Source organism: Pectobacterium sp. CFBP8739, from assembly GCF_013449375.1.
Taxonomy (GTDB): Bacteria; Pseudomonadota; Gammaproteobacteria; order Enterobacterales; family Enterobacteriaceae; genus Pectobacterium.
The window spans coordinates 213695-231022 of record NZ_JACDRR010000005.1 but is presented as its reverse complement, the minus strand read 5'-3'; the positions used below and the strand labels follow the sequence as shown (position 1 = coordinate 231022).

Genomic DNA, 17328 nt, shown 5'->3' with positions numbered 1-17328 from the left:
GGCAGGAGGGCAGGCACACCGTATATGAAAGAAGCATTTGCTGAAAGCTATATCGTATGAACTCTCGGATAGCATTAAAGCCTGACTGCCCCGAGTGACTATAGCCTGGTACTTAAAATACCGGGCTATATTATTGTTTAGGAAAAGGTTGTTACCAGATGATCGGTGAAACGACGGATTTCATTTTCCACATCCGGCGATTTGACTACATCATTTGTGACGAAAGTGGGAAGTGGGGCCATACCCAGGAACTGATTGGCCTTATGGAGATGCAGGTATAAACCGCCCACGCCGACGCCCTCAAAGAACTGTTCAGGATCGTTAAAGGCTTCCAGTGGGGCATTCCAGGTGAGGGACAGCATGTATTTTTTGTTCTGAATAAGTCCACCCGAGCCGTATTTTTTTCGCTTATAGTGGCACACTGAATTTGGCCACCTGAACAGAGGTGATATGCTCGCCTAAGAACAATACAGGTGCCCAGGGCAAGATCACGAATGTTTTTTGAACGAATGACGATCGGCAATTAACCGTTATTTGCATGATTAATCTTCAAACAGAAGCGTCACCAGAACAATTTAGATTGTGGGTGGCACATGTCGAGCAAAAAACAATCATTCATGTGGGTGCCCTGTACAGGTGCCCCAATGAAAAAACGAAATTTCAGTGCAGACTTCAAACGCAAATCAGCCCAACTTGTTGTCGATCAGAATTACACCGCTGCTGAAGCGGCTAAAGCGATGGATATAGGACTTTCTACCATGACGCGCTGGGTAAAACAGTTGCGTGATGAACGTCAGGGTAAAACGCCAAAAGCCTCGCCAATAACGCCGGAACAAATTGAAATTCGTGAGTTAAAGAAAAAATTTCAACGAATTGAAATGGAAAACGACATATTAAAAAAGGCTACCGCGCTCTTGATGTCAGACTCCCTGAACAGTTCTCGTTAATCGGGAAGCTCAGAGCGCGTTATCCCGTGACGACACTTTGCCATGTGCTTGGGGTTCTCCGTAGCAAGCAGAAGTTCAGAATCAGCAACTGGAAGACATACAACAAAGCTTTATTCCTCTTCAAGCCGCCTCAATACTTCTGTCACGAAGCGAGACGGGTTGTGTTGCCCGTACATAAGATGGATCTCATGCCTCGCACGAGTGAAGCCAACATAAAAGAGGCGTCGTGCTTCGCGCAAGTCATTTCCCGAAGCGCGATTGCGTGGTAACCGACCTTCTTCTGTACCGAATAGAATAACCACATCGAACTCACGCCCCTTCGAGCTATGTAGTGTCGAAAGATTTATACGCTGAAGACCGCAGCCTATTCCAGCGAACTCGACTATCGGAAAGTCTTCTATATCACCGCCAGGGTTGAGGCGAGTGAGGAAATCGTTAAGGGTAGCGTATTCATCAGCAAGTGATCTGGCGGTAGCGACACGGGCTCGAATTATGTCGTCTCGAAGCGCTGCAAGCCAATTGGCGAGACCAAGCATTTCGTCCCGATGACCCCATAGTACGGCAGTAAGGTCACTCTGGAAAACGAGCCTCTCATCCTCATTGGTTATTGATTCGTGAAACAACCTTATACCCTCGCTTATTACTCGGGACAGCGATGGTGTTCCTGAGCGCCAGCCCCCACAGCACCACATAGCGCATTGCTCAAGCCATCGCATTAACCGGCTGCCACGTGGATACAACGCATTACCATCGGTCCTTACCACCGAATAACCATGCTCTGTAGCCGCACTAGCAATTTCATCTCCAAGGAACGCCGCTGGATAGAGCACTGCGATCTCGCCAAGACTTATGTTTGGTCGACGTTCGCATATTTCCGGGATCAGCTCTTCAATGAGATATCGTGCCTGCCTGGCATAGTCGCCTGCGCGCGAATGAAAGAAAATCGTTCCTTCATCGGCATTATCAGGTGCTTTGTAGCCCCGCGTCTCTCCAAGTGCATATTCGGATGCACTAACAATCCTCGACCCGCAGCGATAATTGAGGTCAAGTTGCACCGTTTCAACATCGTCACGCTCGGATAATCGCCGAAGTAGTTCAGGTGTCGCGCCAGTGAAACCATAAATTGACTGGTCAACATCGCCTACTGCAAACAACCGCATACCCGCACTAAAGCAAAGCCCCATCACCATACCGTGAAGCGCAAGACCTAAGTCTTGGTACTCGTCTACAGCTAGGATTGGAAATTTCGCCACCATTGCTGTTCGAAGCCATTTGTTAGTGGCGAGAGCCTGAACAGCGAGGAGCGGCATGTCGTCAAAATCAATCAATCCACGAGCGCGAAGTTCGGCTTCATACGTCTCGGTGAGCCTAGTAAGTACAGGGTCTAGGTTTTTCCATTCAGATCGCTCGCGATTAATGAACCGGCGCCTATGGTTGCCCAGCCGCATATCCCAGTTTTGAGGATTTTCCGGTCCACCAATGATCTTCGCATGAGCTGCAGCTAAACAAACCTTGGTTTGTTGGCGGCTTGCCACTGTAAATTTATCGGGTAGTCCAATATTGGCAACCTTGGCATAGGGAAGAAGAATTTGTGTAAGTGAAAATGAGTGGACGGTTCCGATAAAGACTCGCTTACTGGGGGCGATACCAAGAGCTGCCAAACGGTTTTCCAGTTCGCGTGCACATTCGTTATTGTAAGTAATGCAGGCGATGCCGCGCGGCTCCTCAACATCCTCACTAAGCATCCTAGCGAGCTTGATTGTCAGCGTCTTAGTCTTACCGCTACCAGGCCCAGCAAGCAGAACACAATGACCTGTTGATTCATAGGCCTGCCACTGCTTCGTGTTGGAATGGAGATCTGCTGCAGCCCTGAGATACAGTTCTTGGTCAGACATGATTGATGACATAGTTGATCGCGCCAGCAATATAGTCGGGTACAGGTTTGTGAGGAGTGCGCGTCGCTAATCTTTGAGCAAACCGACCTTTGCCCATCTGTTCTATCATCTTGAGTAGTTCATCAGCGTCAAAATCCTCCGGCTGCTTTTCCCAGGTATCAAGAGCAGTTTTGCGATTGTCGCTGAAATTATGCTCACGTAATGTATCTATCATTTCCTGAGCATAGTTCTCTTCAAACAGTTCAGTTTCGAGCGTGCTCCAGTTGACGAAGATGCCAAATTTTTGGATTTCATCAAATGTTTCACCCCATGTTTTTTTATCTTTGATTGCTTGAATAATTGCGGCGGTATTATTACTACCTTCGGTGTCATTGATGATTCGCACGAGTTTGAGCGCACGATTATAAGCACGGGGGATAGAGTCGACCTCATCATAATCAGTAATGACAGAGAAAGGGATCCCCAAAGCACAGAGCAATTTTACATAAGGCAGGAAATTTGTTCCTGCAACCGAGCATACAGATACACTATGCTCATCGAGCGAGATGTTCATATTTTTGGCAAATGCTGGGATAAGAAAACGCTCCGCATCACCTTCGACAAGAATGACACCGCGAGCAAATAACATCTCTGCTCGGGTTACATCAAGATAGCGCTCAAGATCTTCGATGTCAGTTTTAGTAAAGCCCGCATTGGCCGTAGAATATCCCTTAGTCCCCCCGTTAGAGTGGGCACGAAGAAGCAGGACAGAACTAAGCGGAGCCACGCTTGCAATATGCGGCGAATGGGTAGTCAGAATTACTGAAAGTGGTCCGGAAGTCTTCCAGTTTTCCACATCTTCATCATCAATGATGGTTTCGAAAAGGTGCCTATAGACTAAACGTTGAAGGTGCGGATGAAGATGCGCCTCTGGTTCTTCAATAGCAAGCAAAGACTGATCGCGCTTATTTGCTGTGATCAAGCGTTGAAGATCTAGCAGTTTGAGCGTAAGAAAAATAAGATTCGCCGAGCCTAGACTAGCATCGGCGACGCCACGTCGCCCTTCATCTATTAATAGCCGGATCTGCCGATTAATACGCGTAGCATCGGTCGCACTGAATCCAAGGGATGGATGTACATCCTGCTTCGATCCTGCCATACTCATGAACAATTCAGCGATGCTGGTTTCAAGCATTTTCACTTCTTTGAAGTCAATCGCAGCAGCACTCGCCTGTGCGATCTTGTCTCCTATTTCTTTAAGTGCGTTCTTGTCTACGCCGATAAACGCTTCCTCAACAAGAGGGCGAAGTGGAGAACGACGCCACGCGGCAAGATCACCCTCGGCATCTCGAAGCGCAGGTAATAAATCCATCGTGATACGGCGACGAAGTTCATGGCCGAAGCGCTTAGATTCATCCTCTCCGCCAAAGCATAAGAAGGAAAAATTATCGTCACTGACAGGAGCATGAGTAAGGTTAGGCTGAGCGCGTAATTGATAAGTAAGACGGACTGTTTCTGGGTCATCATCAAGACGGTAGTCGGTCAATACCGCCAAGACATCGAGGTCTTCTTCGAAATCTTTAATCTCTATAGAAATAGTAACTGTAGTTTCGGTGGTAATATCTTCCAGCCCATCCCAGAAGTCAGCAAGACCGAGTTGACGACTGCTATCAGGCAATGAAGGATCGAAAATTAGTCGAAGCCCAAAAAGCAGATTACTCTTTCCGACACTGTTTTCGCCTACAACGACGATATTCCCACCAAGCGCTACATCAAGGTTTCGAAAGTTGCGGAAATTTTCAATCTTGATACGTGACAGATACATAGTGCTCCATGGACATCTATCTATTTCTCAGTTATTGCATTCCAGCATGACATTTCAATCAATGCAATCTGAATGATTAAAGTTTGCAACGCATTTCTAGATAAATATTTGATAGAAAATTCCGAAAGGAATTGGTAATCAAGTAGGAATTAGCAGGGTTATCTATGGACAGGTAATATATTAATCGAATTTTAAATGGGAATACTAAAACCCATCATTCATTTATTTTAAACACTCCATAGTGTACGCATTCAGATGACATACCAAATGATTAATCACCTTATTATTACTTTGATTGAGAATCTGGTAGCAGATTAGTCTTTAATTTTTAATCATACACTACTTCTAATTAACGTTACTCATCAATGGGTTTGGGGGCTAATAAGGGCCTAGATCATTTCAATGACGTCTGCATCGTGATGGGTACAGAGCACAGGCGACTCTTGAATAAGCAGGGGTTACAGGCACTGCCACCGTCATCCCGCAACAAGCTTTATGTCGCATGCTCGCGGGCACGTGGCAATATTTATTTTTTCCCTGAAGCCCAGTTGCGGCAGTTCAAGCCCTGAGTTAGTAATCTCTGTTCTTTGAAGCCATCGCCTGATTGCTGCGAAGATGGTTAGACCAGAGCATCGTATCTGAGGTTGGATGCTTCAACAGAACGAAAACCTGTCATATATAGCAGCAACGTACCTCGAAAAAGGGGCGCTCAGAGTCAGTTCTAGAACAATCGCCTATATCATAATGGGATTGGTAGCCGACTAATCCCGGCAATCATCATGGTCTGACTAAAGTGGAGCGATAATATGCAAAGTTATTTAGTCTAAACTGTTTATGGATAAACGCCATGCTGCAACTGAGTTATCAATTTGAGAACGGCATCTATTCCAGATGGGAGCGACAACATTTCATTAGGTGATATCCATTCTAATGCCCGATTCGGCTCCGCTAACCATTTTTTAGCCAGATCAGCATCGCCCTCGAATAATTCTATTGCACGTTCTGATATCAATGAAGACCGCAATGTATTTTTTTTGCATGCGTCATCAAATGCTGTTTTCAGCAGCGTCATTTCGTGTATTTTCCTCTGAATCGGCGTCATTTTTTTCAAGCTGACAATGTCAATCATCGTGGGGTTTCGCCCCGAATTTTTCATAGAAAACACCTATAGTAATTTAATACTAAAAAATAACGTTATACTTATTAGTATACTAATCGCTCAATTAAGCTATGACCTCAACGGATAGCAGCGTTTTCCTTATATACAACTTCAGAAATCTGAGATTTTATTCTACCAATTGCGTTAATTTTACCCATTAAACGAAAAACCTGCTTATTAAGTTCATCTGAAATTGTCGTGAACTCCAGCTTATGCTCTGGAAAATCGGTGATGATTTCATCAAAAGCCTCTTTCTCACCAATTACATGAGCAAGTTCCGTTTCATATCTAATTCTGTGTCGATTCAACTTAATTGCATAACTTTTTTTTAATATTTCATCGGTTTCGTTAGTTTTTAGTTCGTTATTTAGGCTTTCTGATTCAAACTTTAGAAGTGAGGAAGATCTCCTCATTTCAGAAACGATGAAAAAGAATTGCTTAGTTAATGTATATTCAAATTGGTTGATGCTTTTCATCTTTTTTCTAACGAGTAAACCTTTTTTGATCATTTTCTGGAATTGGTGATATACAAAATTTCTGGCATTGCCAGCATTTTTTTTGACTAAGAATTCACCAACAACAATAGATGCAATTTCATTGACTGTGAAGCTATCTCTGTCTACCTTTTTGATTGCAGCATAAATATAAGCTTCAGCATTGGCTACCCGAGTATTCATAGCGATGTGGTTCTGTAAAATTGTTGCTTAGGATTGCTAAGTATACAGCAATGCAAGATACTTAGACAATCTAAGCAACACTAGGCTATTCAAGATGATTACGTGTCCACAACCAACCCAATACCAGAACGACTCAAAGAAGCCCGTATTAAAGCAGGCATCTCGCAACGAGCGTTGGGTATACTTGTCGGTTTTGATCCAGCCTCAGCCAGCAGTCGCATGAATCATTATGAGAAGGGGAGACATATCCCTGACATTGACACATTGCGCCGTATGGCAAGTGAACTGGGAGTTCCTCTGAACTACTTTTTTTGCGACGACCAGATAACAGCAGAGTTATTATTGCTCATATCTAAGATGACGCCAGAAGAACGTATCCAGTTGATCGAAAGGTTGAAAAATCAGAGCTAAACAGTCGTGAATATCAAAAACTAGAGCATTTTTCAAACAGTTACTGCACTTTCGGCGCATCACAACTAACCACCATGTTATTAGTGATAGCCTTCATCCAATTGTTTCATTACGATTTATGCAACTCTTTGATTACGTGCGGTGCGAGCAGGCTTTCCACCGGAATCGTTGTATTAATTTTCACCGCTTTAACAATTGCAATCAGGGCAGTGGTATTTTGTGCCAGTTTGTCTCGTAACTCATTGAGTTCATTCTGTAATTGCTGATTTCGTGCCAATAACGCCTGACGGGTTTTACGGTTAACATATTGCTGTTTTTCTTTAGGACGTAAGTTCAGGGGATTGAGCTGTTGATCAACGTAGGCTGCAATAAGCCGCTTTCGCTCCAAGCTGCTCAGTGTGCTTAAACCTCCGTTGAGAATACCCTTTTCCTTAAGGCGGGTATGCAAAGTTTTGGCAGAAATAGGCGATTTATCAAAGCCTTCAATCATCATCAGTTGTAGTTCATGTTCAATCAGTATGTCCAGTTCTTTTCCACGCATCAGAGGTTACCCCTAGTCAGTTTTTTGTGCTCTAAAGCAAAAAGTTGTGACAATGTCTTTATTTCTCCTTCAACTTTTATCTCTCCTGACAGCACATTTTCTGTTGAGATTAACCGTTGTGCTTCAGCGCGACTCAACCATTGTGATTGAATAGCATCCAGATGTTGCAAACTTTGTTCGATCTGAGCCAGTTTGGACTGGTAATCCGTTTGGTATTTAGCAAGCTGAGTCAGTTTTGAGTGTGATTGCAGTAGTGCCTGTTTTTTCGCGAAGAGGTTGGACAACTCATCAATGCGTCCTGTAAGGGTGAAATGCTCGCAAAAAGCCATACTCTGGCATTTCAGCCGATAAGGACACCCCCAGAGATTAACTGCACGCGTACAGGAACCGAATTTCAGTGGATGTAGTACAGCATGTCTTTCCACCATCTCGGTTGCTTGTTCTGGGCCTTCATTGTTACTGATTTCTTCAAAAGCTGCGGCAATATCCTCAAATAAACCATCGGCAAATGACGCCTCGATAAACCCAGCCACATCGTTGCGATCATCAAAGGTGTGTAGATTGGCTTTAATGTTGTTATCAAGCACCATATTCTCTGTGACCACCATATATCCCGTGTGTTTAACAATATCCAGCGGCGTTGTAACTGAGGAGGAATGAGGTTCAGTGGCTAATGCTGTGGATGTTGACTGAAAGCCAAGCAGTGAAGCCACTTTTCTACGTTCAGCAAGTGCCTGATGTTGGTAATGGCTGTTTTGCGTAATATCTACACGTCCCATCAACATAGCCTGTAAATGATCAGAAACCTCCGCAATAGCGAGGAAGGTATTAATATTATGCCGGGGAATATGGGTACGCATATGAGTAGGGGTGCCGTTATCTTCCAGCAACTTGTATTTACTGAATATCGACCCATTAGCATCAACATTGCCCAGAAATTTATTCATTAACTGGTTACTGAGCGGTATGGGTACAGCTAGTAATGCTAGGGTACGACGCAACGCCAATGAGCCTTTTACATGTATGAACAGCAATTCTTCATAGTTTATCGTATACTGCTTGCCGCCCTCGGACCAAGCGTGAGTGCAGGGAGAACGAGTATTGTCCCCTCCAAATTCAGCTTTTAGGTACCGGTCTAGATCTGTTTTGAAATAATAAATGGATTTACTGTTTTGCGATTCCAAAATTTCATTAGCAGGAAAAATGCTACGCTTTGTCAGCGCCTTGATAGCCTTATCTCGCCGTCCAGCGCGGCCACGATGATTTGATGAAGTTTGGACGATATGTCTTACCACATTATCCAATTCGACTAACTCTCCGGACAGGCTGCTGATGCCTATTGGCAAAAAATCACTAAACGATTTTTCCCGCAAATAGATCAGATGGCGACGCATCGGAACGGTCAACTGTTTGACCACTTTGAATATGTTCTCAACCAACGGTACCGCTAACGGTTCTACCCAGTGCGTGCGTTCTCCAGCGCCTTTAACACCAACATAACGTATGCCAAGGAAATAATCAGGAAGTCCCTTGTCCTGAAGTCGCTTACGTGCTGCTGAATCATTAATATGGCGTGTAACCAGAGCATCCTGTCTGAGGTTGAATGCTTCAACAGAACGAAAACCAGTAATAATGAGTAATAACAAGCAATTCAGAGCTATCTTCTCGGCATCACTTTCTACTTGATGGATTAAAGCAACAATATTCAAGAAACCACGAATAGTAATCAATGAACCCTCACCATCGGTCGCCATATCAGCCAGCTTATCTTGGCGTTTTAGTGCAATGGTTTCCTGAGCCTTACGGGTCAAATTCGTTTGGTTGGTATATTGGTTATCAGAAACATATTGCAAAGTGACGAGGGTAAATGCCTGATGATTTATAAATTTTTGGAGACTCACACAGCGACCTTTGTAATTAGCCGTATTAGGGTCGCCTGGTGTTGATGCGGCGCTGAGGACATCCATTGCACGGAGAATAACGTCTGTGGTCAAATAGACTGGGTGAGTTTGTCCGGTAATTTCCACCAATGCGTGGTACCAGCGTTTCAAAATCATCATCGTTGCAGTTGCTACAGCAGCAGATATGCTTCGGTTTTTTCCTCTATATACGAGAATCAGCATCGACTTCATAAACTTTCTATAGGCATCATCTATTGCCAGACTTCCTTCAATGCCTTTTAAACGGCTAATTTTATCAAACTGCAATGAACCTTTACCGTTGCCACGTAACCAACCGCTACCTTTAGTACCACATGTCCATACAGAGTCATCCCATGATTGGGCAAAGTCAGTTGCAAGATGTTGTTCAAACCAGGTTTGTTGTTCGGTAATGAACATTTGAAATTGCTCAAAGTTTTTTTTCATCATGTACCTCTTTTTTCAGATGAAAACGGCAACGAGCAATAACAGACTGGATTTCAAATTGCGTGGTTTCATGAATGGAGATGAGAGGATTACGCGCATTACCAACACTATCTGAAATGGTTATTAATTCATCAACTTCTTTGATTACACTATCCAGAACTGCCTGATGATCGCCGTCAGTGAAAGGGCGGTAATACAAGCAGCCGTAACAGCATCGCACTTCACAGAAAGGACACTTACCATCAGTTCTGGAACAACCACCTATATCATAATGCAATTGGTCGCCAACCACTCCTGTCACTCGGTAACCTTGCCAATCTTGAGCGGATGTCAGTTTTCCTGTCAGCATCATGGCAACCATATTTTGCCAGACAGGATTAACACCGAGTGCTTTGGCTCTGATCAATGCCAGCGCTGGTGTAGCTAAAATATAATGTTTTGCGGCCACCAATGAGGAATGTCCAAGTACATGGGCTATTTCCTCAGCGCTTGCACCTTGCATGGCCAGAGAGTGACCCACGTTGTGACGTAAATCAGTAGGTGTAATTATGGGTTCGGCAGCATCTCCGCGAGCAACTGCCGCCTGATAATCTGGCGGACTGAAGTTAAGTATGGCGTGGTTGATAGCATTAGATACAAATTCAGGTGCGGAACTGCCCATCTCAAATAACTTGTCGTCTGGTGCAAGTTGAGTACGTTCAATATAGTGCCGAATAAGCCCACCAATTTCCGGTGGGATCGCTAAAAACAATCGTTCAGTTGTTACACGACGCTGTTTCGCATAGGGCAGGAGAATACTATAGCGAATTAGTCCGGTATCGAGGCTGCGGGTATCAATGCGGAAATCCCTTACTGCAAGTTTAGCCAGTTGAACTGGCCGAGCACCGGTGACATAGATCAATCCAAGGATGGCGACATTGCGCAGAAATTTTCGGCTGTAGGGCTTGCCTTGGCGTATGTTAGCGTCTATTTCAAACAGTCCCTTACTGATCATGTTTTTTTCGAGTGGATCTAAGACGTTATCGATTTCTTGGTAGACTCCCCAGCCGTTGGAATGTGGACGAGTAATGAATTCAAGGTCTTCATAGTCTTCGATGGTAAAGCCTGGAAATTCTTCGATACAGAACACCTTGAGACCAAAAATGATGAAGAAAAAACATGTGGAATGAATATCTTTGCATTCAAGATAATTTTTTATGACCTGAAAGTTAAAAGCTGACTGAGTATTGCAATACTCAATAACATCTGACCATGCCTGATATACTCGATATAATGATGCAGGAGATCTAGTTGAAGCATAATGAAACAGAATGTACTTAAGTAATCTGTTGCTTTTTTTATCTTTTTTGAAGTGAATATACAAACGGCTACCAGAATAGTCGAAAACCCAGTCGTTACCTTCTGAATTTATATGCTTATCGTCAAATACGTCAGCCGATTTCAGATATATTTTTGATGGGATTTTAAGTTTCTTGATTTTCTCAATCTGTTTGACGTCATAAAAATTATTTTCAAATTCACCAATTTTCAACTGATTATTATTCATGTGTTTATTTCCGTAAATGCCTTAGCAGTAATATCAAAAAGATTGTCATCTGAGGTATCTGTGATAATTCTGTTGATATTTGATATATTCGCTCGTTCTGACAGGAAGCGACGTGCGTAAAGATCTGGCATGTTACTGTCGTGGCTCCAACCTCCTAGAATTCTTAGCTCATCCTTGGCTTCACTCATCAAGCCAGCAATGGAGAAATCAAATCCAGAAAGCTGTGAGTTATGTTTAATTTTATGATATTTATCACGGTATATTTTTTGCAAAGTCAGGTAAGCCCATGTGTGTCGAGTGACATGAGGAGTTATGTTATAGACAGAATCAAAATACTCTTTTTTTTTGTATTTTGAAAATTTATTCTCAATGACCTTATCTATTTTAGTAAAAAGATTATATACAGAGTGATAGGATAATGGGGCGTTATTATTTACAGTAGAAACAAATACAAAATCATGCGCCACCTTACTTCGTATCTTATTGATATATATAGTTAAATGTTGATAATCATGTAATTCAAGGGCCAACACTCGACTTGCCCAAGTGTTTTTTAGAGTTGGCAGCCGTTTTCTAGGATCCCTGACATCATCTTCGACAGATGATACTATAATACTGAACTGGTCTCCCTTAATATTGGTTTTTATTGAATTTATTTCCAGAAGTAGGAGTTCACTAACACGCAAGCCATAATTTAGCAAAAGACGACAAATTAAATAATTACGAAACTGAATTTCGCCGATAGGGAAGGGATTAAGAGGATTCGCTCGGGAACGTGAATTCGGCCTGATAATTTCGTAAAAAAACCTTACCATCTCTGGCGTTAAGCTACGGAATTGTTTATGAGATTTTTTAATTTTACCAGTTTGAAACTCCCCCCGGATCATCGATACTCGATTTGTCAATCTTGAGGAAAGACGAGACAATTCCTTGGGAGATTCATCCATATACCGTGGTGAAATATAAGTATTAATCATATATGTGATAAAGCGAATAACAGCATGCACATGCTTTGCATTCGTGCAACTTTGAGTAGCAGGTTTTTGGTGGTTTGCGATCCTAAGTATAGGAACACTAGATTTCCCGCATTCCAAATAATGGAAAAAAGCTTCCAACTCTTCAATAGCAATCAGAGGATTATGTCCCGACTGGTAAAAACTGAAGCAAAAAGTTACTCCATATTTATTAAACCAAAATTCATAGAAAAACTTTAGCGCCTGAAGGGTAGTTGCTTGAGTGGACGTAGAACGCAAAGACAGGCGATCGACAAGAAATCTAAGTGGAAACAAAAGTGGCAGGCTTGTTTCTGAATCGACCAAAACCCACAGTCGCTTATGCGGTACAACATTGAGTTGAGTGACTACAAACATCATAAAGTCCTCATCAAATGCATGGATATGAAGAAAGTAACTCTTAAACATAACTACAGCAATGAAAAGGTGAGTGGCGCTTTAACTACATGATTTTTAGTGGTGAGGATTGGTTCGTGAAGTAATTGTGCATTAAACAAGATTTAACATAATATACATTATGCGAACCAATGGGCAAGGAGGCTGAATCTGGCCGTTCCGTTGAGCAAATCCCCGCATCCGCAAAAGTGTTTTCCGGCATGCTTCTCTACCATCGATCGTTAGCCGTTGCTTCAGAGCTTACTGTTAGTTCTACCACTGATAGCTCGAAGTTATCGGCCTGAGTCCGTTGTTCAACCATTTAAGTCGCGGTGCAGCTGCTTATCAATGACGGCTTTCTGGTAGCGCGTTACCTAGCAATCAAGTTGTCTTTCATAATGCACAATCAGAGATTGTAAATTTTGTGTATCTGAAATCATGAGTTCCGCGCTCATGAATTATTTACTACGGAAAGAAAAACCAGGCTGTTTTGATAAGCTCCTGTTCTACTTCAAAGACGGCAATACTCTCTATAGGCCCAGTTGAAAGCCCATGTATCAATTCATGGTCAAATACCTTATTGCCTAACACGGTACGAGATACCAATTCCGCTCTCAGTGCCGGATTGTTGAACCGCTTATTCACGTAAAACTCTCTCAGCGCCTCTTTTCCTGCCATCGAGGGCGTTTCTGACGGCATACGGTACGCTTTAAAATCCGGTGCAAAGCATGATACGAATGCCTCTATATCATGCTCATTGTAGGCCTTAAACTGTGCCGCTATGACCAATTCTGGTGACATTAATCTCTCCCTCATACGTTTATGTGAATCGTTATCAGTCAGGTAACAATTCCGACCCTAAGTTGAGATTTTGGAGTAAAATGCCATGTGTTACCAATTATTTATAATTCACCACAGGGACTGGCTATGAAGTTAATGTCAACCGAACGAACAGATATCTATCTTCTCAATGAAGAGTTTGTGGAAAATTTACAAGTTTTTCTGGTCGAAAATCGAGATAATTTTGCTCCTTTTGAGCCATTGCGTCATGACGACTATTTTACCGCCCCCAGCATATCTAAACGTATTAAGGACTCACTCAGTGAGTTTGAAGAAAGAAAAAGCCTGCTTTTGATTTTCACTGTAAAAGGTGAAAAGAAAGTAATAGGCAGCATAAATTTTACAAATTTCGTGTATGGCGTTTTTCAGGCTGGTTATCTGGGTTTTTCAATCGATCAGGCTTATCAGGGAAAAGGCCTGATGCGCGAAGCGCTCAAAGTGGCAATTGATTATGTCCATGAAACTTATGGACTGCATCGAATCATGGCGAATCATCTCCCAACAAACCTCCGCAGCAGTAAGACTTTGGAAAGCCTTGGATTCATAAAAGAAGGATATGCCGCTTCGTATCTTAAAATTAATGGTTTTTGGCAGGATCACATACTTAATTCATTGATTTTTGAAGAAAAATAAAAATCACTTATATTTCACTGAAAAAGATGCCGGACGGCTGCCATTCGCACACTTTGGCTCAACGCCTCCAGCGATTCAGAACGGATATTCCAACAGTGCCAATACAGGCGGATATCAATCGGGTTCCCAGCCTGAAATGGGACTAATTCGCCTTTTCCCATATGCGATGATGCCATGTGCTCAGGGATCATTCCCCACCCTAGCCCTCTGAAAATGGCGCCGACAAAGGCTGCCGTTGAAGGAACAAACTGCTGTGGCGGTTCAATCGTGGCTGGAACCAACGATTCTATAAATAAGGATTGTAATCTGTCCTTATTGTTAAATATCAGGATCGGCGCGTTCTGTAGACTGTCCGCGTTGATGCCGTCAGCAAAGTACATGTCGTGGAATCTCTGTGAGCAATAGGCGCGATAGCGCATCGTTCCTAAGTATTCCACGCCGCAACCTTGAATCGGTTCCGGGCTGGCGCTGACTGCCGCCATTACCCGGCCTTCTCGTAGCAAGGTTGCCGAATGCTCCTGATCCTCGACAAGAATATCGAGTAAAATACCAGACTGGTGACAGGCATCTTCCATCGCATCCAAAAACCATCCATCTATTGAATCCGCATTTACCGCCACTGAAATACGCTGTCTGGCTGGCATTTCAAGCGTGCTAAAAAGCTCGCTCTCCAACATATCTATCTGCTCTGCGTGTCGAAGTAGCGTTTGCCCTGTTGGCGTCGCGCGGCAGGGATTGCCCCTTACAATCAGCACCTGACCCAACTGATCTTCCAACTGCTTGATTCGCTGACTGATAGCAGACGGCGTGACGTGAAGCTTACGCGCCGCAATCTCAAAACTTCCACTGCGGACAATCTCCATGAACGCTCTCAGACAGGGGTAATTCAGGTGCATGGTTATTTTTTCTTAACAAGATCAGGATAATTTAATCTGCCTTAATTAAAGGCTCGATACAACTTTCTCAGAGTAGTGAATGCCATATGCGATGATATTGAAGAGAACTCAGGGGGGAATGTGAGCAAAAATCACGGAAAGAATAAAGATGTCACCCAGCAACCGTTAGGTAGCTGGGTGACACGGTCACTATTTATTTTAACAGCGCACGAGGTGACACGTGCTGCTGTTCCAAACGAAAATGCTCTATCGCCTGCGCTAACGACATGGACTGATCTTCCAGTGAGCTGGCTGCAGCAGACATCTGCTGTACCAGCGCGGAGTTTTGCTGCGTAACGCCATCCATTTCATTGACGGCAATCGTGACTTGACTAATGCCTTTCGCCTGCTCATCAGATGCCGTGACAATCTCACCGATGATGCTTTGTACCGAACTGACGGCGTGTGTCATATCCTGCATGGTTTTACCCGCATAATTCACCAGCTTAACGCCGCTTTCAACACGCTGACTGGACTCCTCGATCAGGGCGGCAATCTCTTTCACCGCGCTGGCGCTGCGCTGTGCCAGACTACGTACTTCTGACGCCACAACAGCGAAACCTCTTCCCTGCTCGCCCGCTCGTGCCGCTTCTACCGCTGCGTTAAGCGCCAGAATGTTGGTCTGAAAAGCGATACTGTTAATCATGGTGGTAATATCGCCAATCTTCTTCGCACTTTCATCAATCTGCGCCATTGTCTGAACCACCTGACCGACCAGCGATTCGCCACGTTGAGCTATTTTCGTGGCGTTCTCTGTGAGTGTCGTGGCCTGGTGGGCGTTGTTAGCGTTGTGTTTCACTGTTGCGGTAATCTCTTCCATGCTTGCTGCGGTTTGCTCCAGCGCAGCGGCCTGCTGCTCGGTACGCGATGCAAGGTTGAGGTTGCCGCTGGCAATTTCTGCCGCGCCCTGTCGCACAGAATCGCTGGCTTCTTTGATCTGCCCGACCACCTGACGCAACTGTGATTGCATTGTATTCAGTGCGAAGAACAGGCTGTTGCGATCGTTAGGCTTCACATCAATCACATTACTCAAGCGACCTTCCGCAACGGCCAACGCGATGGTGGCGGCTTCACGTGGTTCACCACCCAGTGGTTTCAGCACTTTACGGCTGAATACCCAGCCCAGCAGCGTGCTCACCAACAGGATACTGATCACCATCATAATGACCGCATTCATTAATTGACGTTCAGAAGCCGCCATTACCTGGCTCACTGGGGCTACAACCCCCAGATACCATTTCTCTGTACTGTTGCCGATGGTCACGGGCTGCCAGGTTACCAACGCTTGCTCGCCCAGAATCGCATCGTCGTGTTGCACTACTGAAGACGTGAAATTATCTGTCGGCCCTTGCCAGGCTTTACTGGTCTGGGACTTATCAGGATAAGAGATGACTTTGCTCGCACTGGATAGCAGCATCGCGTAGCCGCCGCCTTCCCAAGGCTTAATCTGGTTAACTTTTTGCTGCAATGACGCAAGCGAAATATCTGAAGTGACGACGCCCCACAGTTTCCCCTGGCTGACAATCGGTGCGGCGACTGACGTTAGCAGCGTGGGAACGCCGTTGTAAGCATAGGTATAAGGTTCGATCAACGTGTCTTTCTGGCTCTTTTGCGGCAGCAGATAATAATCGCCTTGGCCGGGAGTCAGGTAGGACTGAAGAGGATGCATTTTGTAATTGCCTGACTGATCGCGATCGACAAACCAGGCGTAGCGGCCTTTAGGTGCTTGGCCCGGTTGCTCGGCAAACTCGGCATCACGCCCATCAAATGCATTTTCTTCAAAGATAACCGAAATCGAGAGATATTCTGGGTTATCTCGGAGCGCAGACTCCATCATTTTATCGACGACAGCACGGTCTTTAACACCTGCGGCAGGCAAGGCAACCAGCCCTTGTCCAAGGTTATGTGCTACATCACGGGCATAGTTGAGTTCTTGTTGAATTCTTAGTGCTTCGCTTTGGGCGATCTGCTGTAAATAACGTTCTGCCAGAGACTTTTGTTCACGACTAGACTGCCAGCTGAGCACACCAATGGTGACAGCGAAACCGAGTGCGATAGTTAATGCGCCAGTTAACAGCACCTGAGCGCGGGTACTCATTGTCTTTTTTTGTATTAATTGTGTGGCCATTATGGCTCCCCTAGAGTTGATACTTATCGTAATCAACATTCCGTTGCAATGAGCTCCT

The 17328-nt window shown here is 44.3% G+C and carries 13 protein-coding genes and 2 pseudogenes; 3 read left to right on the top strand and 12 right to left on the bottom strand.

Translation table 11 applies throughout. From position 1 onward, the window contains the following. Positions 1 to 137: 137 nt before the first annotated feature. A pseudogene (locus H0247_RS01795) lies at positions 138 to 404 on the bottom strand (NAD(P)H-dependent oxidoreductase); the annotation flags it as partial. 240 nt (positions 405 to 644) lie between these two features. Between H0247_RS01795 and H0247_RS01790 the strand changes: the two are divergent. Continuing rightward, a pseudogene (locus tag H0247_RS01790) lies at positions 645 to 1042 on the top strand (transposase); the annotation flags it as partial. Between the two features lie 15 nt (positions 1043 to 1057). Here the strand turns inward: H0247_RS01790 and H0247_RS01785 are convergent. From H0247_RS01785 to H0247_RS01770, 4 genes are all read right to left on the bottom strand, one after another. After that, on the bottom strand, positions 1058 to 2842 hold the full coding sequence (locus H0247_RS01785; RefSeq protein ID WP_255433859.1) for an ATP-dependent helicase: 1785 nt from the start codon (positions 2840 to 2842) through the stop codon (positions 1058 to 1060). Further along, on the bottom strand, positions 2835 to 4646 hold the full coding sequence (locus H0247_RS01780; protein WP_180740976.1) for an ATP-dependent endonuclease: 1812 nt from the start codon (positions 4644 to 4646) through the stop codon (positions 2835 to 2837). Before H0247_RS01780 ends, H0247_RS01785 begins: the two co-directional genes overlap by 8 nt. Positions 4647 to 5478: 832 nt before the next feature. Continuing rightward, a complete protein-coding gene (locus H0247_RS01775) occupies positions 5479 to 5775 on the bottom strand; it encodes an MbcA/ParS/Xre antitoxin family protein (RefSeq protein ID WP_180740975.1) in 297 nt (98 codons plus the stop codon). 107 nt (positions 5776 to 5882) lie between these two features. Further along, positions 5883 to 6482 carry a hypothetical protein gene (locus H0247_RS01770; RefSeq protein WP_226309761.1) on the bottom strand — a complete coding sequence of 200 codons (600 nt, stop codon included), beginning with the start codon at positions 6480 to 6482 and terminating at the stop codon, positions 5883 to 5885. A 102-nt stretch (positions 6483 to 6584) separates the two neighbouring features. Between H0247_RS01770 and H0247_RS01765 the strand changes: the two genes are divergently transcribed. Further along, the gene (locus tag H0247_RS01765; protein ID WP_039348103.1) at positions 6585 to 6893 is read left to right on the top strand and encodes a helix-turn-helix domain-containing protein; all 309 of its coding nucleotides are present in this window, start codon (positions 6585 to 6587) and stop codon (positions 6891 to 6893) included. A 109-nt stretch (positions 6894 to 7002) separates the two neighbouring features. Here the strand turns inward: H0247_RS01765 and H0247_RS01760 are convergent, their stop codons facing one another. From H0247_RS01760 to H0247_RS01740, 5 genes are all read right to left on the bottom strand, one after another. Further along, positions 7003 to 7434, bottom strand: coding sequence for a hypothetical protein (locus tag H0247_RS01760; RefSeq protein ID WP_180740974.1), 432 nt, complete (start codon positions 7432 to 7434; stop codon positions 7003 to 7005). Beyond that, a complete protein-coding gene (locus H0247_RS01755; protein ID WP_180741428.1) occupies positions 7434 to 9800 on the bottom strand; it encodes a hypothetical protein in 2367 nt (788 codons plus the stop codon). The genes H0247_RS01760 and H0247_RS01755 overlap by 1 nt, the downstream gene beginning before the upstream one ends. After that, positions 9784 to 11346: a site-specific integrase gene (locus tag H0247_RS01750; RefSeq protein ID WP_180740973.1), complete on the bottom strand. Its 1563-nt coding sequence runs from the start codon at positions 11344 to 11346 to the stop codon at positions 9784 to 9786. The genes H0247_RS01755 and H0247_RS01750 overlap by 17 nt, the downstream gene beginning before the upstream one ends. Beyond that, a complete protein-coding gene (locus tag H0247_RS01745; RefSeq protein WP_180741427.1) occupies positions 11343 to 12716 on the bottom strand; it encodes a site-specific integrase in 1374 nt (457 codons plus the stop codon). Before H0247_RS01745 ends, H0247_RS01750 begins: the two co-directional genes overlap by 4 nt. A gap of 483 nt (positions 12717 to 13199) precedes the next feature. After that, positions 13200 to 13535 (bottom strand): nuclear transport factor 2 family protein, encoded by a 336-nt coding sequence (locus H0247_RS01740; protein WP_180740972.1) that lies wholly within the window; start codon positions 13533 to 13535, stop codon positions 13200 to 13202. Between the two features lie 87 nt (positions 13536 to 13622). Here H0247_RS01740 and H0247_RS01735 point away from each other — a divergent pair, with 87 nt between their 5' ends. Beyond that, entirely contained in the window at positions 13623 to 14207 is a 585-nt protein-coding gene (locus H0247_RS01735) for a GNAT family N-acetyltransferase (RefSeq protein ID WP_370463287.1), read from the top strand. 14 nt (positions 14208 to 14221) lie between these two features. On the opposite strand, the gene H0247_RS01730 is transcribed toward H0247_RS01735, so the two are convergent. After that, the gene (locus H0247_RS01730; RefSeq protein WP_180740970.1) at positions 14222 to 15103 is read right to left on the bottom strand and encodes an HTH-type transcriptional regulator ArgP; all 882 of its coding nucleotides are present in this window, start codon (positions 15101 to 15103) and stop codon (positions 14222 to 14224) included. Positions 15104 to 15296: 193 nt separating this feature from the next. Further along, the gene (locus H0247_RS01725; protein ID WP_180740969.1) at positions 15297 to 17270 is read right to left on the bottom strand and encodes a methyl-accepting chemotaxis protein; all 1974 of its coding nucleotides are present in this window, start codon (positions 17268 to 17270) and stop codon (positions 15297 to 15299) included. Between the last annotated feature and the right edge of the window lie 58 nt (positions 17271 to 17328).